This window comes from Deinococcus metalli (genome assembly GCF_014201805.1).
In the GTDB taxonomy this organism is placed as follows: Bacteria; Deinococcota; Deinococci; order Deinococcales; family Deinococcaceae; genus Deinococcus; species Deinococcus metalli.
Genome location: NZ_JACHFK010000021.1, coordinates 1 through 25,676, shown reverse-complemented (window position 1 = coordinate 25,676; position 25,676 = coordinate 1). Strand labels below are relative to the sequence as shown.

Below are 25,676 nucleotides of genomic sequence, written 5' to 3'. Positions count from 1 at the left end.
GGGAACAGCGGCGCGATCAGCGCCCACAGGTCGTCAGGGACGAGGTGTTCGATCACATCTGCAGCCTAACCGCGGCAATTCTGTCCTCAGGCTCTTAGAAGCGGATCCGCAGGTGCCTGTCAATTCATTCCTTCTCCAGGGCCGTCCAAGACCAGACTCACGAACCGGTCGAATTCGGTTCTGCGCACGGTTTCCACGCGGTTGACGTCATCCGGCCCCAGGAGGCCCCGCTCATGGAGTACCCTCATCAATTCCTGTTGGGCGGCCATTGCGGCGCGCCCTGCCACGGCGGATTTCACCAGGTCTTCGTACCGCCTGCGAACCTCGGAATCACGTGTCATTCCCCAGCCTATCGCCCTGACCCTCGTCAGGGCAGGTCATCCCCACCCCTCAAGGTTCCTTACGAGCCTTGGAGTCCGGCCCAGACCCATCACCGGCCGCATTGTCCTTTTCTTCTGCCGCGTCGGCCTCCTGCCAGCGCTCCAGCGCCTGCTGGTACCAGTCCGGCAGATGCGGAGGCAACGCAATGGGCGGGTGGTTCCGGGTGGCCTCCGCGGCCTTGCGGCGCTGCTCGGCCAGGGGCGGCACATTCCAACGCGCGCGCTCCTCATCCGTGGTGGCCGGATCCACGTCCATCAAGCGCTGACGCACCCCATCACTCAGATACTGCGTCCCGTAGCGCTGCGGTTGGCCCTGCACCACCAGCCAGCGGTCAAGCGCGGCCGCTGCCAGCCATCTCGCGTCCGGATGCCCGAGGTCAGCGGCCTTGAGGGCCAGCTGATGGGCCTGCTCAAACTCGGCGGGGTCATCGCCGTGCTGGAACAGGCGGGCCGCCCCATAGAAGTCCTCGGCACTCTGGAGAACACCTGTCGTGAGGAGGGAGTGCACGAGGGCGCGGCGGGTACCGTCGCGCTCCCTCATCTGTTCGTACGCCGGTGTGCCAGCCCGATGACCGGCCGCGTGGTCTTCCCGATCCGCGTGAACGGCGTGTTCCAGCAGGGGGTGCATGGTGCAGTGTAGGAGGCCCATGCACCCCCTGCGACATCACACCCAGGTCTGACCACAGCCGGTACATGCCGTAGGCGACCAGCACGACCAACATCTGATCCATCCCTACGCTTTGGGAAGGGTAAAGGCGAACGTGGCGCCCTGTCCCACTGCGGCGGTCGCCCATACCTCGCCCCCGTGACGTTGAACGATCCGGCGCACCGTGGCCAGACCGACACCCGTGCCCTCAAACTCGTCCGGGCGATGCAGGCGCTGGAACACACCGAACAGTCTGTCCTGATACTGCGGGTCGAAGCCGGCACCGTTGTCCCGCACGCTGACGACCCACATTTCTGCACGTTCCTCAGCCCACACCTCGATATGCGCCTGCTCCTCCCGACGGCTGTATTTCAAGGCGTTCCCGAGCAGGTTGCTCATCACCAGGCGCAGCAACGCAGCATCGCCAGGCACCACCGGCAGGGGCGAGACAGCCCAGGAGACCACCCGGTTCTGGGTGTCCACCGCCAGATCCTCCTGAACGGTGCGTACCAGGTGCCCCAGATCCACGGCCTGGAGCCGTAGAGGGTGCTGTGAGGTGCGGGCCAGATTGAGCAGGGCGTCGATCAGCGTGTCCATCTGGGCCGCCGCGTTACCGATCAGCTGCAGGTAGCGGGCTGGCTTTGGCGCCAGAGTCGTACCAATGGTTTTGGTCAAAAGCTCCTGAAAGCCCACGATGTGGCGCAGCGGCGTCCGCAGATCGTGGGAGACCGAGTAAGCAAACGCGTCCAGGTCTTCGTTGGCGACGCTGAGCGCGTGAGCCCGCGAGTCGAGTTCATCGCGTTGCTGTGCGATCAGCGCGCCTGTCCGCGCGCGCTCCAGCGCCAGGGTGAGGGATCGACCCAGGGCGCGGATCACGGCGCGCTCGCGCGCCGTGAAGTCTGTGCCCGCTCGGGTGCCGACGGCCAGCATGCCCAGGAGTTCGCTCCCCACTGCACAGGGATAGAACGCTCCGGCGCCGTATCCCTCAGTGTGCCCGATGCCCTGTGCCTCATCCCAGTTCGAGATGAACACCGCATCGCCCGTCCGGGCCGCCTCGTCGAACCCAGGGGTTTCGCGGGCAAGTCCATGGCGCACGAGCTCTGCCAGGGCAGGCGCGAAATCCTCCGACAACACCCGGGCCCGCCACAACCCGCCTTCCAGCTCGTAGTAGGCGACGCTGACGTTCCCGAGCGTGGCGCGCATGACCGACAGGGCGGCCCGGGCCAGCTGATCCACCGTCGTGGTGGCCGCCGACCGTTCGGTGAACTGCACGAACGCGTCCAGGCCCGCCGTCCGCTCGGCCACCCGGGCTTCCAGGGTCACGCTCAGGTCGTGCAGCGCCGTCACGTCCATCCCACTCACCACCGCGAGTTCGGGTTCACCCTGCGCATTCAGGATGGGCGCGGAGGCGAAGCGCACGCGTACCCGGGTGCCGTCTGCACGGTGCATCTCGATCTCTTCCCCCGCAATGGTCTCCCCGCTCTGGATGGTGCGAGCAATGGGCCACTCGTGGGCGGCGTACGGCCGGCCGTCTGAATGCAGGCCGCGGTATTGGGTGTAGCCGTCGATGCTGTCGGCGGGGAGGAAGTCCAGCCCGAGCGCCTCGTGGATGGCCGCATTGCCCCCAATCAGGCGGCCGCTGGGCAATTCCGCCACCCACAGGGCCACCGGCATCTGATCCAGGATGGCGGACAGCTGCGTGCGCTCACGTTCGAGCGTGGTGAGGGCGGCGTCGCGCGCCGCGAGGGTCTGGGCCCGTCCCAGGGCCTGGGCGACCTGGCCCGCGAGCAACTGCATGAAGTCCCGCTCCGCGGGGTCGAACGTGCGCTCGGTGTCAAAGGACAGCGCCAGGATTCCCAGCAGTGCGCCTTCGGCGCGCAGGGGCAGGGCCGCGAGGGCGTGGGTGGTGGGCCGCGTGTGGCCCAGGAGCGTTGCGGAGCGAACGGACAGGTCATGCGCGGTGAGGTAGACGGGTGCCTCCTCGCGCCACGCGTCCAGGGCCGGCAATGGGGAACTCAGCGGTACCGTCCGCCAGGCGTTCAGCAGGGTCTCCGGATAGCCTCGGGCTCCGATCAGTTCAAGGGCCTCCCCATCCCCAGTCCGGCGCAGCACGGCACCTGCGGCCGCCCCCACGGCCGGCAGGCCAGCGGCCAGGGCCGTGCTCACCACCTCGTCAACGCCGGTGACCTCCCCCAGCGCCAGCGTCACACTCAACAGGACGTCGCGCCGGCGCTGCGCGGTATGGCGCTCGGTGACGTCCCAGAAATGCACCAGCAGCCCGCCCGCATGGGGCGAAGCGCGGCCGGCCCACCAGCGCCCGGAGGCCAGTTCACCGACCTCAAAGGGCGGCACACCAATAGGGCCAGAGGGCGCCTGGGTTCCTTCGAGGGCCGTTCCAGCCTGCGGGAGCATCTCTGACAGGGTTCGGCCCAGCAGGTCAGCGGCCCCGCCCCCCAACAGCGCGGCTGCCGGGGCATTAATGAACGTCAGGGAACCGGCCGCATCGATCAGAACGATCGGGTCGGCCAGCTCCTGGAGCAGGGAGAGGTCAGGAAGGGCGCGAGGAGGGGTCACCACGGGTGCCCGCAGCGTACTGCGGACACAGGAGGTGATCCGTGTGAGAGGGCGCAGATCCGCTCTGCGGTTCGCAGGAGGTACGCAATGAGAGCGGTGATCGCCACCGGCATTCCAGGGCGGCGTGTTCCTGTTGGGACAGCCCTCGGTGTGGCCGGGTTCCTGGGACAACAATGAATGGCTTCTCCACCCTTGTGGGGTTCCACGTCCACCTGGACTGGACGCGCAGTACCCTCGGATCATGATGTCGGCCGCCCCAGATCCAACCCGCTGGGGCGGAGCGACGGACGCCGTCGTGCTGCGTGCGCTGGCGGTCACGATGAGGACGCACTTCGGGAACTGCACCGCCGTTATACGCTGGCATTCAGGGTAGGCACGACTCCTGTCGAATCAGAGGTTCAGCGGGCTTTCCTGACCATGGTGCGTTATGCGGAATGCCACGCCCAGAGCCCGCTCGATCCGCGCCTGTGGATTCTCGGCACGGCGTACCGGACACTCTTCATGGCGCCAGGTGAATCGGACATAGGCCGCTGAGGAACGACCTCTCTGCGTGCGGCGGACGGTCACACTTCCACTGGCCAGTCCTGGCGTGTCGATCACCTGGCCTCACGTACCGATGGACGACGCCAGAATCCTCGATCTCCTCAAATGACTCTTTCAGTTGTTCCCGCCGTAATGGTGCATGACGTTAAGGTTTCGGTCGAGGATGTTCAGTCCACCACCTGCATCCGCGAGCGCCACGTGCCCGTCGTCCATGACGGCGAGGACGGTGGTGACGGCCGGTGAGGGATCGCCCTCAAGCTCGATGACGCGCCACAGACCGTACGGCGTGAGATCCAGCTCATCGCCGGGTTGCAGGTGCGTGGACAGCATGACGCTGATGCGTACGCGCCGCTCCGAAAGAGCCTCCATGTCCAGAACCTGAACTGGTTCGTACCTGTACCGTGCCATCTGCCTCACATGTAGCAGATGAGGACATGTGTGTGGTCATGGTCGGGGGGCGCGACCCGCCTACTCGCGCACCCCTCGGAAGGCGACCTGCGCTCCCTGAGCACAGTGCAGGCAGCGGTTCTCAGGGACGCCTGGATAGGGGGTCGCCGCAAGGGTCTGGCTGGCCAGGGGCGACAGATCGGCGCGGTTGATCCACGCGCTGACGCCCAGCACCGTGTGACCCTCGCCCTCCAGGAACGCGGCAGCCGTCCGGACGCCCCGCCCGGTGCCGATCAGATCCTCGACGATCACCACACGCTGCGGCGCCACGGGGACGTGCATGCGGTGCCATGCCGGCGCCTCGCCGACACGCACGAAGGCCACCGGCAGGCGCAGATGCCGCGCGACAAAGGCCGCGAGCACCGCGCCGCACTCCGGCACACCCACTAGGAGCGTCGCGTCCGGCCACGCGCCACGCAGTTGCCCAGCCTGCAGGAGGGCCACCTCATCCAGCGTGCCGGGATCGCGCATGACCGGGCCCTTGTCGATCCAGCCGTCCGCATGGGCGCCGCCCTGCAGCACCGTATGGCCCTGCCGGAGCGCGCCGGCCTGCCGGAGCAGCTCCAGCACCCCCAGCGTCATCTGAATGCCACTCAGCCGCCGGCCAGCACGCGCTGTGGAGCGAGCGCGCCGTCGTGGTAGACCGGCCGCCCCGCGCAGACCGTCATGCGCACGCGGGGGCGCGGCGTCTCTTCGACGAGCACCAGATCCGCTCGGCAGCCGACCTCAAGGCGGCCCCGGTCACCCAGGCCGGTCGCGGCGGCCGGCGTGTCCGTCACCAGCGCGATGGCCGCCGGCCACGGGCACCGGCCCTCACGCGCCACCCGCCACGCGGCGTGCAGCATGGCCATGGGCGAGTAGTCGCTCGCCAGACCGTGCAGCGCGCCGGCCTCCAGGGCGTCGAGCGCTGAGAGGTTGCCGCTGTGCGACGTGCCGCGCAGCGCGTTCGGCGCGCCCATGAACACACTCAGCCCGCGGGCCGTCGCGTCTACCGCGGCCTCCAGCGTGACCGGGAACTCGCTGATGGTCACGCCGAGGGCGACGAGCAGCGCCACCTTCTCAGCGGTGTCGTCGTCGTGCGAGGCGAGCGCAACGCCGCGCTCATGGGCGGCGATCGACAGGGCCTGGGCGAGGTGCCACATCTCACCCGGGCCAGCGTCCAGTCGGGCGTGGGCCAGGGCGCGCACCTCCTCGGCCGGGCGGCCGAGCCAGCGGGCCGTGTAGGCGACGTAGGTCTCCATGTCCCGATACTGCCCCTGCCCGGGCGTGTGATCCATCAGCGAGACCAGATCGACGTGGCCCTCGTCCAGCAGCGCCAGCAGGGGCAACATGGCGTCGGTATTCGACACCTCGTAGCGGGCATGAACCCGATGATCGACAAGCAGCTCTGAACGGTAGCGGGCGAGGTCACGGATCATGCCCTCGGCCCGCGAATCGCTGCGCAGGCCCAGACCGTCGGCGAAACTCAGCGAGGCGAAGGCGGTGGTCACGCCGCTCGCCGCGAGGCGTTTGTCGAGTTCGATCAGGGCGAGATCGTGGTCGAAGCGGGTGCCAGGTCGCGGCTCCAGCTCGCGTTCGATCATGTCGCCATGCAGGTCGACCAGGCCGGGCAGCAGCGTCATGCTGCGGGCGTCCAGGGCCGGGGCCGGCGCGCCGCCCTCGCGCAGGTCGGCGATGACCCCGTCTTCGAGCAGCACGGCGCCGCCGTCGATCACGGCATCCGGCAGGATCAGCCGGGCGTTCTCGATCCAGCCGGTGGTCAGCGCGGTCATTGCAGCCGCTCGCGCAGCTTGGCGCTGAGGAAGTCGATCAGGAACACGCTCGCCAGGATGATGATCAGGATCGCGCTCGCCGCGCGGGTGTCAAAGCCCCGGATGGCCTCTGTGATGTAGAAACCGATGCCGCCGGCGCCGACCAGACCGAGCACAGTCGCGGCCCGGACGTTCGATTCGAAGCGGTACATGGTCATCGACAGGACGTGCGGCACGATCTGCGGCCACACGCCGCGCCCCAGCACCTGCAGGGGATGCGCGCCGGTCGCCCGCACGGCCTCGACCTGCCCCTCGTCGATGTCCTCGATGCCCTCGGCAAACAGCTTGCCGAGGATGCCGGTCGTGTGGAAGACCAGCGCCAGGATGCCCGGAAACGGCCCGAGACCCACGGCCGCGACGAAGATCAGCGCCAGCACGAACTCGTTCAGGCCGCGCAGCAGGTCGAGCAGTCGCCGCGTGAGCTGGTAGGCCAGCGGGCTGGGCGACGTGTTGCGCGCCGCGAGAAAGCCCAGCGGCAGCGACAGCACGACCGCTCCGACCGTGCCGAGCACCGCCATCTTCACGGTCAGCAGCATCTGCGTCAGGTAGATCCCGAAGCGCGAGAAGTCCGGCGGGAAAAAGCCGCTCTGCGGCCGGGCGGGATCCCCGAAGATGTAGCGCCAGGAGTTGCCCAGGCCGCCCTGCAGCGAACCCAGGTTCACCTCGCTCCCCTGGAAGGACAGCCCGACGACGAGCAGCACGGCAGCCCAGGCTATGAACTGGCCCAGGCTGCGGCGGCGCACCTCGGGCGGTGGGGTGGGGGTCAGGACACGGGGTTGCAGCATTCAGAAGTCCTCATCAGGGGGCATTGAGGGCAGGCCGGCGGCTGGGAACGTGTCCCCAGCGCATCCGGCCTGTATCTGGACCTTACTTCTTGGCAGCCTGGGTGACCTTGTTCAGATCGCGGATGGGATCGTAATCGCCATCCGCGGCGGCGGCGTAGCCCTTGAGCTGGAGCTGCTCGAGGCCCTTGGCATCGTTGAACTTCAGCAGCGCGGCCTTCAGCGCGTTCTGGAAGGAGACGGGCAGATCCTTGCGGACGGCAATCGGGCCGCTGGGGATGACCTTGCTCGTCCAGAGGACGGTGAGGTCGCTCTTCTTCACTGCGCCCTTCTCGACCGCGCGGTCGAGGTCGAGGTTGTTGGTCGCGCCGATCGGAATGGTGCCGTTCGCGACGCCCAGCACGACATTCTCATGCGAACCGGCGAAGGTCACGCGCTTGAAGTACTCCTCGGGCTTCACCTTGAGGTCCAGCAGGAAGTGCGACAGGGGCACGAGATAGCCGCTGGTGGAGTTCGGATCCACGAAGGCGAAATCCATGCCCTTGGCGTCCGCGAAGGTCTTGATGGGGCCGCCCGCCTTGCTGATCAGGATGGAGTTGTAGCCGGTGCCGCCGCTGATGGCGTTGTCCTTGACCAGGGCCACGGCGCCGGCACGGTCAGCCGCCTCGATGTAGCTCTTGGGGCCGAAGTAGCCGATGTCGAGCTTCTTGTTCTGCATGGCGAGGATCACGGCCGCGTAGTCCGCGCCGACGTAGGCCTTGACAGGAACGCCCATGCTTTTCTCGATGTAGTCGAACAGGGGCTTGAAGCGTTCCTCGGCGGCCGAGCTGCCTTCGGTCGGGATCAGACCGAAGTTGATGACGGTGGGCCATCCAATCTTGTCCTGGGCGTGGGCGGTGCCGAGCAGGGTGGCAGCAAGGGCGAGCGCGGTCAGCATCTTGTGGCTCATGGTCAGTCTCCTTCGCTCAGGGCGTGACGTTGCACGGGAATCTGAGGGTCGACGGGGGATGTGGTGCAGAAGTGGAACACCGTGTGCGGATCACGCAGGCGCGAAACTCAGGTTCGGCGCCGCGACGGCGCCCTCGAGCACGGGCGGAGTCTCGTGGTCGTACAGATCGCGGATCAGGTCGCGATCCAGCTGTGCGGGATGACCGTCGAAGACCAGCCGCCCGGCCTTGAGGGCAACGACCCGGCCCGCGTAGGTGCGGACGGTGTCGAGGAAGTGCAGGTTGGCGATCACGGCGATGCCGTCGCGCTCCTGGATGTCCTGCAGGATGGTCATCACCTCGTGCGAGCTGCGCAGATCCAGGGCACTGATCGGTTCGTCGGCGAGGATGATCTTCGGCTGCTGGGCCAGCGCGCGGGCCACCCCGACCCGCTGCTGCTGCCCGCCGGACAGCTGATCCGCGCGCTTCCAGGCGTGGTCGGCCAGCCCGACCCGGTCGAGCAGGTGCAGCGCGTAGGCACGTTCAGCGCGCGGCACGATGCCGAGCGTGCCCAGCAGGGGGTTGAGCAGGCCCAGGCGGCCCAGCAGCACGTTGTCCAGCGCGGAGAGGCGGCGCACCAGATTGAACTGCTGAAACACCATGCCCAGCTGACGTTGCTGGGAACGCAGCGCGGCGCTGTGGCGCCGGCCCAGCGGCTCCCCCTGGAGGAGCACCTGCCCTGAGGTGCTGGGCACGAGCCCGTTCATGGCCCGCATCAGGGTGCTCTTCCCCGCCCCGCTCGGCCCGATGATCGCCGTGAAGCCTCCCCCGAACGCCACGCTCACGTCGTGTAGCGCGGGGCGGCCACGGAAGGCCACGTGCAGCGCTCTGGTTTCGATCATCGTCGCCTCCTCACCGTTCGCCACGCTAGGCGGCCAACGTCAGTGCGAGGTCACCGGGCGATCAGCCGACGGTCAGGTGTTCCCCAACGGCACCTGCCCTCGCCAGACGCCTGTGGACTTGTCGGCGCGCGTTTCCCTCCGGCCGCTGCCGCTGAACCGCCTTGACCCGGCCCTGACCGCGCGGTGACGGTCCGCTGACCCGCCGCGCCTACGTTCGGGAGCAACGTCAGCGGCCGGGTTCCATTCAGGTGGAGCGGATCCGCGTGGCGCCGAGGAGGGCAAATGAGCGACGACACCACGGCTGGGGCCATGTCCGCCCCCTGGGATCAGCACCGCTGGCTGAGCGTGCTCGCGGCAGCCCCGGCCCACGCAGTCAAGGCGCTCGCCGACCAGGTCCTCCCGGATCTGCAGCGTCACGGCCCACTGAACGTCGTGCACAACCGCACTGGACTGGTCATGTTGCCCTACCGCGACACGGTGAGCGGCGCGCCCTTCCACCTCGGCGAGGTGCTGGTCGCCGAGGGCCACGTGCGGCAGGCGAACCTGACGGGCTACGGCGCGTGCCTGGGCCGCGACCTGGAGCAGGCGCTGGCCGTCGCCCTGCTCGATCTGGCCGCGCAGCACGGCGGCTTCGAGGGACTGCTGCGTCCCTTCCTGGTTCAGCACGCCGCGCAGCAGGATCACGACACCGACACGTTGCTGCGTCAGGTCGAGGCCACCCGCGTCCATATGGAGACCTTCTGATGACGGTCCACCCGGTTCACGCCGCGCCCACCCAGACGCCCATGGCCGCCCGCACCCTGGTGACCTTCCGCGCCCTCCTGGCCGCCCTCTCCAGTCCGGGCGAGGTGATCGCGCTGCCTGCCGGCCACGACCCGTTCGCGCTGATCGGCGAGACGCTGCTCGACCTGGAGACCAGCTTCCACACGCCTGACGCCGCCCTGCGCGCCCGCCTGGGCGATACGGGCGCCCGTCCGCTGCCGGCCCACGAGGCCGACTACATCTTCTTTCCTGTGCTCGATGACGCCGCGCTGGCTGCCCTGCGCGAAGCGCGGCGCGGCGATCCCCTGGAACCCCAGCGCGCCGCGACCGTGATCATCGGAACGACCTTCGTGGGAGACGCTGTCACCCTGCGGGGCCCCGGCATCTCCGGCGTGCGCCGCGCCGCGCTCGGCCTGCCGCCGGCCTTCTGGACGCAGCGGCTGGCCGCGCTGTCGTACCCCCTGGGCTGGGACGCCTTCCTGGTGGCACCAGACGCGGTCGCCGGCCTGCCACGCACCACCCGTGTGGAGGTGGACTGAATGGCGTACGTCGCCGCCCGGGGCGGAGAGGCCGCCATCCTCGAGGCCGAGGCCCTCTTCCACGGGCTCAATGGCCCCCTGACCCCGGCGCGGGTGCAGGCCGTGCAGGACGCCCTGCCCTACCTGCTCGACCGCGTGATGGGCGAAGCGTCACTGTATGCGCCGGAGCTCGCGGCGCTGGCGCTGGCGCAGACCGGCGGCGACCTCTACGAGGCGACGCTGCTGCTGCGCGCCTACCGCACCACCCAGCCCCGGCTCGCGTACGCCCGCATCACCGAGCAGGGTGGCGTGCTGACGGTACGGCGCATCTCGGCGGCCTTCAAGGACATCCCTGGCGGTCAAGTGCTCGGCCCGACGCTCGACTACAGCCACCGGGTGCTCGACCTCGGCGTGATCCAGCGCGGAGAAACCCGACATATGGTCGTAAAGGCTGCCGCCGCGCCGGCGCCGCGCCATTACCCGGCCCTGGCCGACTGGCAGCGCGCGGCGGGCCTGCTGCCCCCTGTCACACCCGAGGACGTTTCCCCGGATCAGATCCCGGATCAGACCCGTGAGCCCCTGCTGTTTCCCGCCCCCCGCGCCCAGCTGCTCCAGGGGCTCGCCCGCTCGGACACCGGCGGTACGCTCGCGCTGGGGTACTCGATCATGCGCGGGTATGGCCTGATCCACCCGACGGTGAACGAAGTCCGTCTTGGGTACGCCGACGTCCAGCTGATCCACCCGGTCACCGGCACGGTGTTCAGCGCCGGCCGCGTGCGGGTCTCGCAGGCGGAGATCGTCACTGAGTTCGCGGGCGACGGCGCGCGCCCGGAGCTGGCCCTGGGCTTCAGCGCCACACTCGGCTGGAACGAGGTCAAGACCATCGCCGCCGCCACCCTGGACATGAACATGAACCGGCAGGCGCACAGCGGGGCCCCGACCCATCCGGCCCACACGCCGGAATTCGTGCTGTACCACACCGAGGGCGTCGAGGCCTCAGGCTTCTGCATTCACTTCAAACTCCCGCACTACGTGACGTTCCAGTCGGCGCTGGAGGCCATGCGGCAGGTGCGCGCCGATCCGGGCGCCGTAAACCGGACCGCGGCGGAGGCCGGCGCATGACCAGCGCCTCGCCTTCCACGCCGACCCTCGCTGACCTCGCCCATCCCTGGCAAGACCATACCTACGCCTTCCTGGACGAGTCGGCCAAGCGGGAGCTGCGCCGCAGCATGCTCAGGGCGGTCGCGCTGCCGGGGCACCAGATCCCGTATGCGAGCCGTGAGGTGCCCATCGCGCGCGGCTGGGGCACCGGCGGGCTCCAGGCCACGCTCGCCCTGGTCGGCCCGGACGACACCGTCAAGGTGATCGACCAGGGCGCCGACGACTCCGTGAACGCCGCGAACCTGCGCCGCTTCATTGCCCGCATGACCGGGGTGCCCACGACCACCGACGCCACCCAGGCCACGCTGATCCAGTCCCGCCACCGCGTACCGGAAGAGGTATTGCGCGCCGGGCAGGTGCTGGTGCTGCAGGTGCCAGATCCCGAACCGCTGCGCGCCGTGGAGAGCGACATCTCTGCCGCGCGGCAGCTGCACGCCGACGCCGACTACGGGCTGATGTGGCTGGGCCTATACGAGCAGCTGGTGCAGTACGGCTGGATCATCCAGGGCGCGAGCTACCCGGCGCTGGTGCACGGCCGCTACGTCATCAGCCCGAGTCCCATTCCGCGCTGGGACGTGCCGAAACTGCACCAGGCCGCCCACCTGACGATTCTCTCGGCCGGACGCGAGAAGCGGCTGTACGCCGTGCCGCCCTATACCGACGTGCGGCCCCTGCAATTCGACGATGTGCCCTACCGGGTCGAGGACATGGCCGGCAAGGCGTGCTTCCGCACCGGGGCGCGGCAGAAGTTCATGAACGAGCTGCCCCAGGACGACGGCAGCTCGCGCTTCGAGCTGTCCGACGCCGGCTACGGCGAGACGCTGCTGCGACGTCAGCAGGGCGAGGCCACCGCGCCAGGCGCCACCTATTTCGACGACGAGGGGAGGTTCTACCATGACGGCGTCCTTGACCGCTGAGCTTCCCGGTGATCTGCTGGCGCCGCAGCTGATGCTCGCACCGCCGGTGCTGCGGGCGCGTGGCCTCACGCGCTCGTATGGTTCGGTCACGGCCCTCGCCGGCGTGGACGTGACCGTGCACCCCCGCGAGGTGCTGGGCATCGTGGGCGAGAGCGGCAGCGGCAAGAGCAGCCTGCTGCGCGTCCTGAACCTCGAGGAGGGCGTCGACGCGGGCACCTACCACCTGGACGTTCCTGGCAACGCTGGCCGTGACCTGCTGAGCCTGTCGCGCTTCGAGCGGCGTGAGCTGCGCGTGCGGCACATCGGGATCGTGTACCAGAATCCGTACCTGGGCCTGCGCATGCGGCATACCTCATCCGGGAATGTCGCCGAGCGCCTGGTGCTGGCGGGAGAGCGGTCCTTCGCGGCGCTGCGCGAGGCCGGACGGGTGTCGCTCGCCGCGTCCGAGTTTCCGCTGGCCCGGCTGGATGATCCTCCGATCGAGCTGTCGGGCGGTATGCAGCAGCGGGTGCAGCTCGCCAAGGCCATCGCGCTCAGGCCCGCCCTGCTGCTGCTCGACGAGCCCACCACCGGCCTGGATGTCAGCGTGCAGGCCCTGGTGCTCGACACACTGCGGCGCGTGCGGCGTGAACTGGACGTAGCCATGGTGATCGTGTCCCACGATCTGGGCGTAATCCGCACCCTGGCCGACCGCGTGATGGTCATGCGCGGCGGGCAGGTGGTGGAGGTCGGTCTGGTGGATCAGGTGCTCGAGGATCCGCTGCACCCCTACACCCAGCAGCTCGTGCACGCCAAGCTGTGATGCCCGCGTCCCGCCTGACCGTCCAGCCCACCGTGCACCCGAGCGCCGTCGTCCAGGACTGCCGCCTGGGCGCGTGGACGGAGGTCGCGGCAGGGTGCCACCTCACCGACATGGTGCTGGGCGACTACTCCTACGTGATGGAAGGCGTCCAGGCGATTCACAGCGTGGTCGGGAAGTTCTGCTCGGTCGCGGCCGGCGTCCGCCTGAATCCCGGCAACCACCCGCTGGAACGTCCCACCGCACACCACCTGACCTACCGCGCTGCCGACTACGGCCTGGGTGAGGACGACGAGGCGTTCTTCGAGCGCCGCCGCGCCCGACCGGTGACCCTCGGGCATGACGTGTGGATCGGCCACGGCGTCACGGTGCTGTCCGGCGTGACCGTCGGCACCGGGGCGGCCGTCGGCGCCGGCGCGGTCGTCACGCGGGACGTGGCCCCGTACACCGTGGTGGCAGGCGTGCCCGCCCGGTTCCTGCGTCGGCGCTTCGACGAACCGACCGCCGATCGGCTGCTGGCCAGCGCGTGGTGGGACTGGACGCATGAGCAGCTCCGTGAGCGCCTGGACGACCTGCGTGGGAACGTCCATACCTTTGTGGAGCGATACGCGTGAGGATCGGCCTGATTGCGGACATCCAGGGCAACCGGCATGCGCTGGACGCCGTGCTGGCCGAACTGGGCCGGTTCGAGGTGTACACGACCCTGTGCGCCGGCGACCTGGTGGGCTATGCCGCCCACCCGAACGACCTGGTGCTGCGCCTGCGGGCCGAGGCCATTCCCAGCGTGCTGGGCAACCAGGATCAGGCGTGTGGCTGGCGGCTGACCCGCGCGAACCTCACGCCCGGCACGCCGCACACGGAGATCCTGCGCCGCGCCGCGCTGGAGTGGACGCAGGCCGAGCTGCTCGAGGAGCACCGGGCGTACCTGCGCGGCCTGCCCCGCCTGATGCGCCTGCCCCTGGCCGGGCACAGCGTCACGGTGTTGCATGGCGGGCTGAGTCGCCTCGACGAACAGCTCACCCCGGACGTTCCCGCTGTCCTCGAAGCGCTGGCGCGGCAGCTGAAGTCAGACGTGGTGATACTCGGCCATTCCCACCAGGCCTTCGTGCACTCCTGCGCCGAGACCCTGATCATCAACCCGGGATCCGTGGGGCGCAGTGTGAACGGCGACCCACGCGCCCGATTCGCGGTGCTCGACCTGGCGAACCTCCACGTGGAGTTGTGCCGGGTGGATTACGACCTGGCGGGCGCGACCGATGCCATCCTCCGCAGTGCCCTGCCCATGGAACTCGGCCTGCTGCTGGCCCGTGGGCAGGCGGCCCGCGGCGAGGCCCGAGCCCAGCGGCCCTCCAAGGAGCACCCATGACCCTGCTCGATGTCCGGAACCTCAGCAAACATTTCGACGTGCACCACACCGGTCGGCGTATCCCCGCCTTCACGCAGCTCACCTTCCAGGTTCAGGCTGGCGAATTCCTGCTGGTGGCCGGGCCGAACGGCGTCGGGAAGAGCACCCTGCTGCGCACGCTTTACCGCACCTATCGGCCGACCGGCGGGCAGGCGCTGTACCACTCGCTCCTGGGCAGCATCGATCTGGTTCGCGCGGCGGACGTGGACATCACCCTGCTGCGGCGCCGCGAGGTCGGGATGGTTAGCCAGTTCCTGCGCCCGCGACCGCGGGTGACGGCCGTGGATCTGGTGGCTGAGCCCCTGCTCGACGACGGCCGGCCGGACGCCCACGACCAGGCCAAAGACCTGCTGGGCACCTTCGGACTCAAACGCGACCTGTGGACGGCCTACCCCAGCACCTTCAGCGGCGGCGAGCAGCAGAAGGTCAATCTCGCGCGCGCCCTGATTCTACCAGCCCGGCTGCTCCTGCTCGACGAGCCCACTGCGAGTCTCGACGCCGTCGCCCGGACGGCCCTGCGTGAGCGGCTGACCCAGCTCAAGAAGGACGGCACGGCCCTGATCGGCGTGTTCCACCACCCGGAGGACATGGCGGGGCTGATCGACCGGGCGTTGACCCTGCGCGCCGATGCTGCAGGCTGAGCAGCGGCGGGACACGCAGGTCAGCAACGCGGTTGGCCGGGCGTGCTGCGAACCAACCGGCGTCAATCACCCCTGGTGGCGCCTTCCCTCAAGCATGCACAGCACCTGGCGGGATGACAGGCCTCAGGCCTTGTCGTCGTCCTGATCATCGTCCTGCTCGATTTCCAGCCGGATGATGTGCTGCCCGGCGATGTGATACACCCAACCCTTTTTCTCGACCGTGAAGACGCCACCTGCCGTCATGGCCTTCTTGGCCTCGGTGATGACCTTGTCGGTCGCGGCCTTGATCACGATCTCTTCCCGGTCAATCTGGATGATCCGCAGTTTGGTGGCCATACCCAAGCGTACTGCCGGCGCACAGGAGTTGATTCATGGGTCACGGCCCGGAACTGACCGCCGGTTCCCAGGCACTGTTCGCACCCGCCCAGCCTGGCCAAGCTCCGCTGGATCTCCATTCCTCGGCGCCGCCTGAGCACTTCAGGAGGCGCTCCTATACCGACGCCCGCTGGGCGACCCTGATCGCCCCTGACAGTCATCGCGCAGGACGCCACGCGCCTGGGCCGCATGGCCGCACAACTGGTCATTGACGCCGTCACTGGCACGGCACGCGGGGTGGGCGTTCACCGCCTCCCGACCACCCTGATCTCGCGCGGGTCTTGCCAGCCACCCAGTACGTGAGCGCGGCGCGTCTCAGGCGTCACGGGCGGTTCAGACCGCCGGCCGCAGCCCCGACGTGGACATGTCAACACGACGCCCTCACCCCGGTCGGTGGTTGCTCAACTGCTCGTGCACGGACGTCCAGCGCACCTCCGGATACCGGTCCGTGTCGAGCGGCTGGAGCTTGCCCCGCCCGCTGAACATGTCGCGCATGTACTGCATGCCCTGCCACGCCGGAAACGGCTCGCCAGGCTGGGGGGCGACCCGCTGCGCCACCTTGATCATCAGCCCCAGCAGGCCCAGATTGCCGACATGCAGCGTTCTGTACGGTTCACCCGTCACGTCGCTCAGCACCCGGGCGAGCTCCCGCGCGCTGAGCGTGTCACCGGCGATCCGCAGGAACCGTGGCGTGGTGTCGTCCAGCGCTGCCGCCGCCACATAGGCCGCCACATCATCCTTGGTGGTGAAGTCCAGCGGCTGGTCGGCGCTGATCCAGTACAGCACCCGGTGAATCCTGGGCTGGATAATCGGCATCTCGGCGCCCAGCATGTCCATGAAGGCGCCATTCAGGATCGACGTCACCTGGAGGGGAGTCTGGTCGGCCAACGTCATGAATTCGCGCCGCAGGTCGAGGTTGCGGTTGTCGCCTGGCGTGGTGGCGGTGAAGTCCTCCGAGTAATCCGAGGGGATGAAGCGCGGCACTCCTGCCCGCACCGCCGCCTCGAGCAGCACGCGCTGGCGATCCACAATGACCTCGTGCAGGCCGTTGAGTGCGGAGACGACACAGGTGGCGCCCTGCATCACGGCGGCCAGGGACGAGACGTCCGCTGGATCGGCGGGCGTGAGGGTCACGCCCAGGCCCGTCAGGTGGGCACGGTCACCCGGTGCGAGATCGGGACGCACCAGGGCCCGCACTGTATCGCCGCGGCGGACGAGAGCGCGGGCGATCCGGGTGCCGAGGTCACCGGCGGCACCGGCCAACACGATGTCAGGATTCGTCATCCTCAGTGACCTTCCGGATGGAGTGGATCTGGTCCAGGCACGGTATCCATGCCGTAGCGCCGCATCAGGGCAGGAGTCATGGCCGGCGGCGGGGTGGCGCCTTTGGGGGGGATCACGCGTTCGGGAGCGGGCATCGCCATCTCGATCACAGCGGCCTCCAGACTGGCAGGAGTGTAGCCATTCAGGAAGCGGGCCGTTTCACTCTCGACCCGGAACGCATGTCGGGTGTCGCGGGGCACCATCAGGAAGTCACCCGTGCGGGCGACCCTGATCTCGTCGCCGATCAGGAAGGTGATCTCGCCGTCCAGCATGTAGTACGTTTCGTCTGACCAGGTGTGCTTGTGCGGACCGGTGCCGGCACCCTGGGGCAACCACTCCTCCATCAGGGAGAAGCGGCCACCGGTGGCTGGGGCGTCCGCCAGGACGATCCAGAGGATGTCCAGCCACCAGTAGGCGGGAGCAGAGTCGACGCTATGAAGAAAGCCGACGGAGCCAGGGAGGGCCAGAGAAGGCGTTGAATCGGTCATGGGATTCTCCTCAGGGCTGAGCGCGCGGAACAGTGAATCACGCCACCGAGGTGTGCGGCAGGGCCCGCGCGGCGAACTGCGTGAAGGTCTCCAGAGGCATGTCCGGATAGCGGTCGTTCTGGAGGTGTGTCAGGTTCGTCTGCCCTGTAAGCATGTACAGCTGATAGGCGAGCATCACGGAAGCATACGGATTCGAGGTGTCCTGAAGGGCAGCCGTATGTGCAGCGCGCAGCTCCGCTTCAGAACCCAGTGAGTGGAGCGCGAAGGGCTGCCCGGTCTGGTGCTCGATGACGCGGGCCGCGTCGAGCAGTGAAATGCGGTCACCTGCAAACGCGAACTTGCCCGCCGGCACGCCCAGGTCGAGTGCGACGCGCGCCACCATCCGGGCGGTGTCTTCTACGCTGGTGGCGTCGATGAGCTGGCGCCCGTCCCCCCAGAAGCTTACGGTGCCGGCGTCATAGTCGAAAACACCGGCGCCAGGCGCGAACATCTCCATGAACGCGCCCTGGAGGACGTTGACCTGCTCGATCCCTGTGGCCGCGATCTGCTCGTCTGCCGTGCGGCGCAGGTCGAACATCGCGTGCTCGCCGGGGGTGGCATTGAACAGGTCGAGGGCATAGTCCGAGGGCAGCATCCGGCGTACACCCTGGCGGGCGCCACTCTGGGCCAACGCCACCTGACCGCCCACGATCACCTCAGGACCGCCCTGCACGGCAGAGATGATGACGTCGATCTCCTGGGTGGCCCGGTCGAGCGAGGCCGTGTCGGCGAGGTCGCCGACTATGAGCTGAGCACCCTGGTCACGCAGGGGCCGGAGGGCAGCGAGCCTGGCTGGGGTGTCCGCGGCCCGGACGAGCAGCCGCACCGTGGTGTCGGGCTGGAGGAGCAGGTGATGGGCGATGCGGCCACCGAGCATGCCGGTGGCTCCGACGAGCAGGACGGTCTGAGCCATGGTTGGACTCCTTGGGGAGGAGATGACGGGATGGGTGTAGGACGATGATCCACGTGGCGCACTGGAATCATCCGCATTGAAACTATCACACTTGTGACGATCTCAAGTGTGATATACTACAGTCATGACCGCGGCCGCGCCTTCAAGTCAACCCACCGACGCCCCCGCCGAGAGCGACCCCACCTTTCCGGCGAGCTTCCTGAACCACCTGGGCTTCGTGATCAACAAGGTCGGAGAACGGCTCAACCGACAGGCCGAACAGGTCACCCTGCCCCACGGGCTGAACGTCCGTCAGTACGGACTGCTCCTGCTGCTCCAGCGTGAGGGACCGCAGGCGCAGATCGTGTTGAGCCAGCGGGTGGGGGTGGATCGCACCAGTGTCATGCGCACGGTCGACCTGCTCGAGCAGCGTGGCCTGGTGCGTCGTGATGCCGATCCCAGCGATCGCCGCAAGCACAGCGTGGCCCTGACCGACGCCGGTACGGCCCTGCTGGAGCAGACCCTGGCCGACGTCCATCGGGCGGAGGGCGAGGTGACCGCCGCCCTCTCGGCCGAGGAACAGGCCCTGCTGCTGGGCCTCCTCACCCGCCTGCTCCCCCACTGATCGGATCGCATCACGTGCAGGGCCAACGGAAATACATGGCCTGTTGATCACGTCTACCCGAAGACGGGCGCCAGACGCAGTGGTCTGGTGCCCGTCAGGAGCTCCGGTCAGGGCTTGCCGACTGAGACATGTTGGGACGTCCGAGTCCGCGTCATGACGCGGCCGTCGACCTGCCTGGGGATCTGTACCGGGTGAGGGAAATTGGGCGAAGCGGCGGAAGCACAAGCGGGTCTCCTCTCCCCCTTACACCGTCTCTTCCCTACTAGGCCCGAGAACTCCTCTTTCTCAGCGCGAACTGATCAGTCCGAACCCACCATCACGCCCCACCTACCAACCGAACGCCCTCCACAGACCGGCGCCCCCGGATCTTCGTGAAGTGCCCCGCCGCATCCACCGCCGCCTGCACCGACCCGAGGCTGCGCATGATCAGCACCAACTGATGTACCCGTAGCGCCGGCAGCCCCAGGGACGCCTCCAACGTCGCTGCCGAGATGGGTTCCTGTTGCTGCAGGAACTGGTAGACCAGGCGCTGCTGCGCCCGCACGCCCGGCAGGCACGACTCGGCCCGGTCATGGATCCACGCCACCTGCCCCTGAGGTGTCAGTACCACCGAGACCAGCATCGCGTCCCCATCCGGCCGGTACAGCAGGACGCTCCCGGCCTCCCGAAGTTCCACCAGAGCCCGGCCCACCGACAGGACGTTCAGCCCATGCGCCTCGGCGAGCGCCCACGACACGAACGCATGGCCGGGCACCTGCAGCCAGGCCAGGGCCAGCTCGTCCATGATCGCAGCGCGCACGTCCCGTGGCTTCATGTCCACCTCACGATACGGCCTCGGCCCAGGAGGTTCCGACGGCGTCCGTGCCGCGTCCGTTGCCCCCCTTTCACAGCCAGCGACAGCACCTCGACCGCGAGATCGCGGGGCAGGAGACCTCCTGCGATCAGTGGTGCGCTCGGACTCTGCGGGCGCCCTGTACGCCACCAACAAGATCCTACAGGGCATGCATCCGGCACAGACTGGTGTGCGGGTGACCGGCCGCGTGCTCACCGGGATGGTGCACATACTGCTCGCCGAGACCTGCGAGGTCGTGCACGCCCCAGCTGGCAGGACAGGCGTGTTTGGTGGCGGGACGTGGCCGCGCGGCCCAGCCCGACTGCCCTGCTAGAGGCAAGTTGATGATTTACCACCGCGTCCAATATGGCCCAGATGCGAGCGACAGCTTCATGGTCGTCCAGGGCATGGTGGCCCTGATCGGCGAGGGTGGCACCGTGACCCTCCCGGCCGGCATCGTCTGGCCCGGCTCCCGGGCCTTGCCCAGCTCCCTGATGGATCAGCTCCAACTGGCTGAGTCGCAGCTCAGCGCGGGGGCCCGCACGGCGCCCTGCTCGGCCACCCCGCGCGACCTTGAGGTCGCGGTCGCCCCGGTGACGGTGCAGGTCTTGCGCTCCGGCCCCCTGGATCACCGGCTGGAGGTTCTCGCGCAGCAGCTCGACGTGAACGGGCAGGCAGTCGAGACGACCGGTCACCTTCTGGGTGCGGCCCGTGAGTCCGTGAACAAACGGATGCCCCGTTACCGCAGCACCCCTGACTGATCTCCACCCCGTCCCCAGTCTGGGGACGGGGACGAGGACGCCCATGCCGAAAAAGACCACACCCATTCCCCGCTATAAGCACGCCCACCCCCCGAACCTCGCCACCATCGATGAACTTTCGGCTGGAGGCTTAAAGCCGGGCTCCTCTGGGCCTGTGGCGCTGTTCGAGTAACAGCGCGGGAACACGTTCGGTACCTGTGGTCTGTTCGAGCGGGCAACTGCCGTACCGCTCAGGGCGTCCGATGACCGCCGTCCCTGAGTGCCCACGCGAGGATTCTGTGGCAGAGGCGGTCGTCCTGAAACCCATCCCACGGGTCAGTCCAGCGGCCGCACCGGGCCGCCCTCACTCCACCAAGGTTCTCAGGTCGGCCTGCCAGGCCAGTCGCGCCAGCTGGGTGCGGGAATGTACGTCCAGCACGGCAAACATCTGCGTAAGGTAATTGCGCACCGTTCGGTCGGACAGCCCCAGCCGTGCGCTGATGTCCCTGTTCGTCAGGCCCTCTGCGACCAGAGCGAGCACCTGCGCGTTCCGGTCGGAAAGTCCCCTCAGGCGCTCGCGGGCGGCGGCCCCCACTTCACCGCCGCCCAGATAGGCGTCGACGTGAGCACGGAGCACCGTGAGTCCACAGTCCGGCGTATGGATCACATGCTGGCGCTGCCGACCGAACCCACCACAGCACAGGCAGCCGTACTGGGTGACACTTCCGGCCCACCGCTGCACGACGGTGGTTTCCAGCTGTGCCAGCACGTCGGTGGGTGAAGAAAGCAGCCAGGTCATCGGTGAACTCCTGGAGGGTACCGACTTGGCCGACCACGGACAGTGTGATCAGGTGCTCATTCTTGTGGCTCTGCGACGTCCACCACCGCTCGCTTCCATCCCGTTGGTCAGGTGCCATGACGCCACGGGTGTCCGTGCTAGCACAGGGCATGGTGATGGGCCGTCACACCTCCGAACCGTACACGCCGCAGCTGGGCTCCGTCCCCTCCCTGCTCCTGGCCGCCCTCGATCCCCACGAGGCCCGTCCGCTGCCTGACCTGCCCACGGTGAAAGACGGCGTGCGGGCCACGGCGGTCTCCCGACTGCAGACGGCCGGGTACATCACCCGGCACCCCGGTCGGAGTGCCCGCGCCCTGTGGACGATCACGGCGACAGGCCTCCGAGCGCGGGAGCGGGTGGCCACCGGATTGACGCTCCGGCAGGCCCGGGTGCTGCTGCTCGTCCCGGCGGGCGGTGCGACGGCACGACAGCTGAGTGACGCCTACAACGCGGCGTATGACCCGTCAGCCCGCGAGCTGATGTACCAGACGATTCGTATCCTGCAGGCGTCCGGCCTGCTCGAGGAGGCCGTGGCACCGGCGCGGTGGGTGCTCACGGCGTTGGGGCGGACACGTCGGGCGGATGCCCGCCAGCGCATGACGCTATCCACCTCGCTGGGCTGAGCCTTTCACCCCCACTGCAACGGCCCCGTGACGATGCGGGCGAACCCATGGATGTGCCCCTTGCCAGCCGTGGTTCTTTCCTGTCGATGGGCATACCGCCTTTTGGTCAGGGTTTAGATCTGAATGATTTCTATGGTCAGGACGACGTCCTGACCATGTCTGGACTCATCGGCCTTCCTCGCCAAGTCGTGTCCCCGCTTCTGGTTGCGTCGAGCATCCGGCAGCGGGCAAGCCGCATACAGGTGCCATCGTGCCTATGAAAATGACGTCCAGGCGGAACTCGATTCGGTAAACGTCGATGAATTCGGAGTCCCCTCACTGTTCCTTGGCTGCCTAGCGAGGAAGCGGCCTGTCCCATACGGGTGCTGTTCTGGCCAAGAAGAACCAGTGGGTGACCTCTCCGACCTTCACGCACACCTCCTCCAAGAACCACCGGAAACTCCGTAGGGGTTTCCGGTGGCGCAGTTCTTCGGTGAACTGTGCGGCGAATTTGATGTCCCAGTGGCGCACGATTTTGTAACTGACGACATGCCACGCTCGAACAGCAACTCATGCGCTTCCCGCTGGCTGAGCGGGAAGCGGTGATACAGCTACAGGGCATTGCCGACGATGCTGAGGGGAAAACGGTGGCGGTAGAGCTCCCGATCCAGCACAACTCTGCAGCCTACTTGGTTTACCTGCCATACCCAGCCATGTCAACACATACCCCGCTACTGGCAGACCTACTCCGAGCACCTCGCCACCGCCGATGAACTGCGGCCCCTCGGCCTACGCGCTGGCGCCAGCGAGCCCGACGCGATCCTCGACTACCGCACGACGAACGCAGTGGGATTTCTGGCCAGTCCGAGAACAGCAAGGCTGTGCCGGTGTCGACACCGACGACCCAGGGTCATGACCTGACCCCATTTTCGGTCAGTCCGCCGCCCCACTCGCCAGCAGGGCCGTCGCAGACGTATGGCTGCGCTGCCAGTCGGGTGAATGTGCGCTCAGGCCCAATCGATCCGGATCGAGGACGTCACCCAGCGCCAGGTGGGGCCGCGTCCGTGGCGCCGGACGCAGCATCCACGCGGTCAGCTTCCCCAGCAACCGGAGCTGGGTGGCGGGGCGGCGGGTGCCCTCCGGAACCGAGGCAACGTAGCGCCGGGCGATGGTCTCGAAGTCCTCGGGCGCCCGGCCGGTGATGCGCTGTACCACATCGGTAGGAGCACCGAGCGCGAAGGCGTCTCGCTGGTAGTCCTGAACGTACTGCTCGTACTGGGCAATCACGAAATCCGAGAGGCCCACACCACGGGCCACCCTCGCAAAGATAGGAAACGGCACGTCGACGTAGGCGACCCGGTGCCCCAGCACCCTGGCCAGGATTCCCGCGATGTCCTGCGGCGACAGCAGGGCCGGGCCGGTGGGGCGGTACGTCTGTTCCGCGTGCCCCGCGGGCCGGGCCAGAATCTCGGCGGCAACGCGCGCCATGTCCTCGTTGGATGGGGGCGCGTTCCGGCCGGCGCCGTAGGGCAGCATGAGCAGGCCGTACTGCGCCGCGAAGGGCAGACCGGCCATGTCGTTGTCGGCGAAGAAGCCGGGGTTCAGGGTGGTGACCGCCGTGCCCGGCAGCCGCGCGAGGAGCTGATCGCCCAGCCACGTCTCGCGGGTGTGGAGCGACCGGTGGTGCGGACTGGCCAGCCACTGGCTCATGGCGACCACGCTCTCCAGGTGGTGCTCGGCCGCCACCGTGGCGAAGGCGGCCGCCGCGCGCAGCGCCCCCGGCTCCATCGGCGTGCAGAAGTAGGCGCGCTGCACGCCCGGCATGGCCCGGCGCAGGTCGTGGATGTCGGTGAGCGAACCGACGACGATCCTCGCGCCCAGCGCCTGGAGGCGCGCACTGCGGGCGTCTTCGCGGCGAACGAACGCCGTTACGGGAAAGCCCTCGTTGAGGAGCTGCAGGGCGACGGGCAGGCCGGTCTTGCCAGCGGCCGTCAGGACGAGAATGCGGGGTGTGTTCATGCCTGCTCCTGTTCGTCGGGAGAAAGGGGGTCGGGAGGACTCCGGACGCTGGAATTCATGCCGTCCGGATGACCGGCGGCATGACCACCTCGACCCGACCGGTGTGGACGTCATAGACCAGACCCGACACCACCCAGTCGCGGGGCACACGGGGATCGGCCCGCAGCGCCGCGACATCCACCGCCACCGCCGCCCGCGGATCACCCACGGCCTTGGTGGGCAGCTCGTCCGGCAGCGTGCCGAGGTAGGCGGCCAGACGATCGGGATGCGCCTCAAGAGATTTGATGCCGCAGTCCGTGTGATGCAGGACGATGAGGTCGAAGCGGCCTCCGGGCGTGGCTCCATGGTTCCTGGCCACCGACTGGAGCAGCGACAGTTCTTCCATGAGCTGTGGGGTGATCCTTCCGCCCACGTTTCGCAATACTGCCGTCTCGCCGGGCTGCAGTCCCAGCAGGTGGGCAGGATCGACCCGCGGATCCGCGCAGCTGACGATCATTGTCTTCAGGGTGGGCATGATGGACAGCCCGGGGTCAAAGTCTCCAGTGGCAAACGCCGCGTTGCGGGCCAACAACTGCTCTGTCACGTTCATAGCCGTCCTCCTGCGGGGGCGGAAACGGGCCGTAGCATCGATCCGGCCGGGGCGGTTTCCGTCCACTCCCGCAGCGTGGGGCTTGACGCCGCGTTAAGGTCAAGTGCCTTGAGCAGGCCGCTGCACAGGAAGATGCAATTCCACCACGGCCTCGGCGTCCGGACTGTCCAGGGGCAGCTGCATCATGATCTGCCGCCCCGGCCCCAACACCTGCCAGCCTTGCGTCTCCAGCCACCCGGCCAACTGGCCGTAGCTGCGGTGCGTGTCGCTGCTTGGCCCCAGATGCACGAGCGTTGCGGCCGTCTCAATGGCCGGCAGCGTGCTCACCGTCAGGACACGCCCCCCTTCAAGCTGCACGGCGTCCTGTGCCGGCCCGGCCAGCAGGTAGCCCACTTCGAAGTCGAGGGCCTCCGGCTCGAAGGCCGGGGAGTGAATGACCAGGGCCACGTGCCCGAGGACGCTGCGTCCCACCATTCGTGGAACGGCCGCGTGCATGGCCTGGATCAGCGGTCTCACGGCACTGATGGCCGGAAACACCTCCCGCAGCGACAGGAACGGCTGAGCAGGCACCGACTTGAGCACGACGTCCGGAACGAATGGTGTGCCCTCGTCCTCGATCTGGCGGAGGCGTGATTCCACGACCCGCAGCCGCTCCGCTTCCGCCAGCGCGGCGCGCTCGATCTGCGCCTTGCGCAGGGTGAGCATGCCGCGAAGTTCATCGGTGGAGAGGTTCTGGTCGAGCAGGCGGGCGATCTGCTCCAGGCTGAAGCCGAGCTCCCGTGCGGCCAGAATGCGGTTGAGCCGTGGCAACTGCGTGGCGCTGTAGGCGCGGTAGCCGGTCTGCGGATCAGTCTGCTCCGGACTGAAGAGCCCAAGTTGATCGTAGTAGCGCAGCAACCGCCCCGAAACCTGCGCGATGATCGAAAACTCACCGATTCTATACATGGCGTCCCTCTGGGCCAGAGCCTAGACGTTGACGCAGCGTCAAGGTCAATACCGCTGCTTAGAGCCTGAGGACAGAATTGCCGCGGTTAGGCTGCAGATGTGATCGAACACCTCGTCCCTGACGACCTGTGGGCGCTGATCGCGCCGCTGTTCCC

Annotated in this window: 29 protein-coding genes and 2 pseudogenes; 12 read left to right on the top strand and 19 right to left on the bottom strand. The window is 68.1% G+C overall.

Translation table 11 applies throughout. From position 1 onward, the window contains the following. Nucleotides 1-390: 390 nt before the first annotated feature. The 8 genes from HNQ07_RS23035 to phnC all read right to left on the bottom strand — a co-directional run bounded on the left by HNQ07_RS23035 (nucleotide 391) and on the right by phnC (nucleotide 9,011). Nucleotides 391-1,008 carry a DUF6624 domain-containing protein gene (locus tag HNQ07_RS23035; RefSeq protein ID WP_184116228.1) on the bottom strand — a complete coding sequence of 206 codons (618 nt, stop codon included), beginning with the start codon at nucleotides 1,006-1,008 and terminating at the stop codon, nucleotides 391-393. Between the two features lie 105 nt (nucleotides 1,009-1,113). After that, nucleotides 1,114-3,603 (bottom strand): ATP-binding protein, encoded by a 2,490-nt coding sequence (locus HNQ07_RS23030; RefSeq protein ID WP_184116226.1) that lies wholly within the window; start codon nucleotides 3,601-3,603, stop codon nucleotides 1,114-1,116. Between the two features lie 654 nt (nucleotides 3,604-4,257). After that, nucleotides 4,258-4,512 carry a hypothetical protein gene (locus HNQ07_RS23025; protein ID WP_184116224.1) on the bottom strand — a complete coding sequence of 85 codons (255 nt, stop codon included), beginning with the start codon at nucleotides 4,510-4,512 and terminating at the stop codon, nucleotides 4,258-4,260. A gap of 99 nt (nucleotides 4,513-4,611) precedes the next feature. Then, complete coding sequence (locus tag HNQ07_RS23020; protein ID WP_184116223.1) at nucleotides 4,612-5,172, bottom strand: orotate phosphoribosyltransferase; 561 nt, start codon at nucleotides 5,170-5,172, stop codon at nucleotides 4,612-4,614. An 11-nt stretch (nucleotides 5,173-5,183) separates the two neighbouring features. Next, a complete protein-coding gene (locus HNQ07_RS23015) occupies nucleotides 5,184-6,362 on the bottom strand; it encodes an alpha-D-ribose 1-methylphosphonate 5-triphosphate diphosphatase (protein WP_184116222.1) in 1,179 nt (392 codons plus the stop codon). After that, entirely contained in the window at nucleotides 6,359-7,186 is an 828-nt protein-coding gene (gene phnE, locus HNQ07_RS23010; RefSeq protein WP_184116221.1) for a phosphonate ABC transporter, permease protein PhnE, read from the bottom strand. Before phnE ends, HNQ07_RS23015 begins: the two co-directional genes overlap by 4 nt. A gap of 82 nt (nucleotides 7,187-7,268) precedes the next feature. Beyond that, nucleotides 7,269-8,132 (bottom strand): phosphonate ABC transporter substrate-binding protein, encoded by an 864-nt coding sequence (gene phnD, locus HNQ07_RS23005; RefSeq protein ID WP_184116220.1) that lies wholly within the window; start codon nucleotides 8,130-8,132, stop codon nucleotides 7,269-7,271. Between the two features lie 90 nt (nucleotides 8,133-8,222). Further along, nucleotides 8,223-9,011: a phosphonate ABC transporter ATP-binding protein gene (phnC, locus tag HNQ07_RS23000; RefSeq protein ID WP_184116219.1), complete on the bottom strand. Its 789-nt coding sequence runs from the start codon at nucleotides 9,009-9,011 to the stop codon at nucleotides 8,223-8,225. A 282-nt stretch (nucleotides 9,012-9,293) separates the two neighbouring features. Between phnC and HNQ07_RS22995 the strand changes: the two genes are divergently transcribed. The 8 genes from HNQ07_RS22995 to HNQ07_RS22960 are packed head-to-tail and all read left to right on the top strand — an operon-like array spanning nucleotide 9,294 to nucleotide 15,214. Next, nucleotides 9,294-9,755 carry a phosphonate C-P lyase system protein PhnG gene (locus tag HNQ07_RS22995; RefSeq protein ID WP_221275308.1) on the top strand — a complete coding sequence of 154 codons (462 nt, stop codon included), beginning with the start codon at nucleotides 9,294-9,296 and terminating at the stop codon, nucleotides 9,753-9,755. Next, entirely contained in the window at nucleotides 9,755-10,312 is a 558-nt protein-coding gene (phnH, locus tag HNQ07_RS22990; protein WP_184116218.1) for a phosphonate C-P lyase system protein PhnH, read from the top strand. The genes HNQ07_RS22995 and phnH overlap by 1 nt, the downstream gene beginning before the upstream one ends. Beyond that, nucleotides 10,313-11,413, top strand: a complete 1,101-nt coding sequence (locus HNQ07_RS22985; protein ID WP_184116217.1) for a carbon-phosphorus lyase complex subunit PhnI — start codon at nucleotides 10,313-10,315, stop codon at nucleotides 11,411-11,413. Further along, nucleotides 11,410-12,369: an alpha-D-ribose 1-methylphosphonate 5-phosphate C-P-lyase PhnJ gene (locus HNQ07_RS22980; protein WP_184116215.1), complete on the top strand. Its 960-nt coding sequence runs from the start codon at nucleotides 11,410-11,412 to the stop codon at nucleotides 12,367-12,369. Before HNQ07_RS22985 ends, HNQ07_RS22980 begins: the two co-directional genes overlap by 4 nt. Next, nucleotides 12,359-13,171: an ATP-binding cassette domain-containing protein gene (locus HNQ07_RS22975; RefSeq protein ID WP_221275307.1), complete on the top strand. Its 813-nt coding sequence runs from the start codon at nucleotides 12,359-12,361 to the stop codon at nucleotides 13,169-13,171. The genes HNQ07_RS22980 and HNQ07_RS22975 overlap by 11 nt, the downstream gene beginning before the upstream one ends. After that, complete coding sequence (locus HNQ07_RS22970; protein WP_184116211.1) at nucleotides 13,171-13,782, top strand: DapH/DapD/GlmU-related protein; 612 nt, start codon at nucleotides 13,171-13,173, stop codon at nucleotides 13,780-13,782. Before HNQ07_RS22975 ends, HNQ07_RS22970 begins: the two co-directional genes overlap by 1 nt. Continuing rightward, on the top strand, nucleotides 13,779-14,534 hold the full coding sequence (locus HNQ07_RS22965; protein ID WP_184116209.1) for a metallophosphoesterase family protein: 756 nt from the start codon (nucleotides 13,779-13,781) through the stop codon (nucleotides 14,532-14,534). Before HNQ07_RS22970 ends, HNQ07_RS22965 begins: the two co-directional genes overlap by 4 nt. After that, entirely contained in the window at nucleotides 14,531-15,214 is a 684-nt protein-coding gene (locus tag HNQ07_RS22960) for a phosphonate C-P lyase system protein PhnL (protein WP_184116207.1), read from the top strand. The genes HNQ07_RS22965 and HNQ07_RS22960 overlap by 4 nt, the downstream gene beginning before the upstream one ends. Nucleotides 15,215-15,337: 123 nt before the next feature. On the opposite strand, the gene HNQ07_RS22955 is transcribed toward HNQ07_RS22960, so the two are convergent. After that, on the bottom strand, nucleotides 15,338-15,550 hold the full coding sequence (locus HNQ07_RS22955; protein WP_184116205.1) for a hypothetical protein: 213 nt from the start codon (nucleotides 15,548-15,550) through the stop codon (nucleotides 15,338-15,340). A gap of 189 nt (nucleotides 15,551-15,739) precedes the next feature. On the opposite strand from HNQ07_RS22955, the gene HNQ07_RS24540 reads away from it, so the two are divergent. Then, nucleotides 15,740-15,892, top strand: coding sequence for a substrate-binding domain-containing protein (locus tag HNQ07_RS24540; RefSeq protein WP_375790390.1), 153 nt, complete (start codon nucleotides 15,740-15,742; stop codon nucleotides 15,890-15,892). Nucleotides 15,893-15,970: 78 nt separating this feature from the next. Here the strand turns inward: HNQ07_RS24540 and HNQ07_RS22945 are convergent, their stop codons facing one another. The 3 genes from HNQ07_RS22945 to HNQ07_RS22935 are packed head-to-tail and all read right to left on the bottom strand — an operon-like array spanning nucleotide 15,971 to nucleotide 18,352. Then, complete coding sequence (locus HNQ07_RS22945; protein ID WP_184116203.1) at nucleotides 15,971-16,873, bottom strand: NmrA family NAD(P)-binding protein; 903 nt, start codon at nucleotides 16,871-16,873, stop codon at nucleotides 15,971-15,973. Between the two features lie 2 nt (nucleotides 16,874-16,875). Beyond that, entirely contained in the window at nucleotides 16,876-17,400 is a 525-nt protein-coding gene (locus tag HNQ07_RS22940) for a cupin domain-containing protein (protein WP_184116201.1), read from the bottom strand. A gap of 37 nt (nucleotides 17,401-17,437) precedes the next feature. Next, entirely contained in the window at nucleotides 17,438-18,352 is a 915-nt protein-coding gene (locus tag HNQ07_RS22935) for an NmrA family NAD(P)-binding protein (RefSeq protein ID WP_184116199.1), read from the bottom strand. A 124-nt stretch (nucleotides 18,353-18,476) separates the two neighbouring features. Between HNQ07_RS22935 and HNQ07_RS22930 the strand changes: the two genes are divergently transcribed. Continuing rightward, on the top strand, nucleotides 18,477-18,956 hold the full coding sequence (locus tag HNQ07_RS22930; RefSeq protein ID WP_184116197.1) for a MarR family winged helix-turn-helix transcriptional regulator: 480 nt from the start codon (nucleotides 18,477-18,479) through the stop codon (nucleotides 18,954-18,956). 316 nt (nucleotides 18,957-19,272) lie between these two features. Here the strand turns inward: HNQ07_RS22930 and HNQ07_RS22925 are convergent, their stop codons facing one another. Continuing rightward, on the bottom strand, nucleotides 19,273-19,770 hold the full coding sequence (locus HNQ07_RS22925) for a hypothetical protein (protein WP_184116195.1): 498 nt from the start codon (nucleotides 19,768-19,770) through the stop codon (nucleotides 19,273-19,275). A 362-nt stretch (nucleotides 19,771-20,132) separates the two neighbouring features. On the opposite strand from HNQ07_RS22925, the gene HNQ07_RS22920 reads away from it, so the two are divergent. Further along, entirely contained in the window at nucleotides 20,133-20,549 is a 417-nt protein-coding gene (locus tag HNQ07_RS22920; protein ID WP_184116192.1) for a hypothetical protein, read from the top strand. Nucleotides 20,550-20,892: 343 nt separating this feature from the next. Here HNQ07_RS22920 and HNQ07_RS22915 read toward each other — a convergent pair whose 3' ends face one another. Continuing rightward, nucleotides 20,893-21,327 carry a helix-turn-helix domain-containing protein gene (locus HNQ07_RS22915; RefSeq protein ID WP_184116190.1) on the bottom strand — a complete coding sequence of 145 codons (435 nt, stop codon included), beginning with the start codon at nucleotides 21,325-21,327 and terminating at the stop codon, nucleotides 20,893-20,895. A gap of 116 nt (nucleotides 21,328-21,443) precedes the next feature. On the opposite strand from HNQ07_RS22915, the gene HNQ07_RS22910 reads away from it, so the two are divergent. Then, a complete protein-coding gene (locus HNQ07_RS22910; RefSeq protein WP_184116188.1) occupies nucleotides 21,444-21,989 on the top strand; it encodes a hypothetical protein in 546 nt (181 codons plus the stop codon). Nucleotides 21,990-22,105: 116 nt separating this feature from the next. On the opposite strand, the pseudogene HNQ07_RS24580 reads toward HNQ07_RS22910, so the two are convergent. From HNQ07_RS24580 to HNQ07_RS22895, 5 genes and pseudogenes are all read right to left on the bottom strand, one after another. Beyond that, nucleotides 22,106-22,295, bottom strand: a pseudogene (locus tag HNQ07_RS24580) (hypothetical protein); the annotation flags it as partial. Nucleotides 22,296-22,361: 66 nt separating this feature from the next. Next, nucleotides 22,362-22,642 (bottom strand): annotated as a pseudogene (locus tag HNQ07_RS24290) (transposase family protein); the annotation flags it as partial. 259 nt (nucleotides 22,643-22,901) lie between these two features. Next, the gene (locus HNQ07_RS22905) at nucleotides 22,902-23,987 is read right to left on the bottom strand and encodes an NmrA family NAD(P)-binding protein (protein WP_184116186.1); all 1,086 of its coding nucleotides are present in this window, start codon (nucleotides 23,985-23,987) and stop codon (nucleotides 22,902-22,904) included. Nucleotides 23,988-24,042: 55 nt separating this feature from the next. After that, a complete protein-coding gene (locus HNQ07_RS22900) occupies nucleotides 24,043-24,576 on the bottom strand; it encodes a carbonic anhydrase (RefSeq protein ID WP_184116184.1) in 534 nt (177 codons plus the stop codon). 99 nt (nucleotides 24,577-24,675) lie between these two features. Further along, nucleotides 24,676-25,521 carry a MerR family transcriptional regulator gene (locus tag HNQ07_RS22895; protein WP_184116182.1) on the bottom strand — a complete coding sequence of 282 codons (846 nt, stop codon included), beginning with the start codon at nucleotides 25,519-25,521 and terminating at the stop codon, nucleotides 24,676-24,678. Between the last annotated feature and the right edge of the window lie 155 nt (nucleotides 25,522-25,676).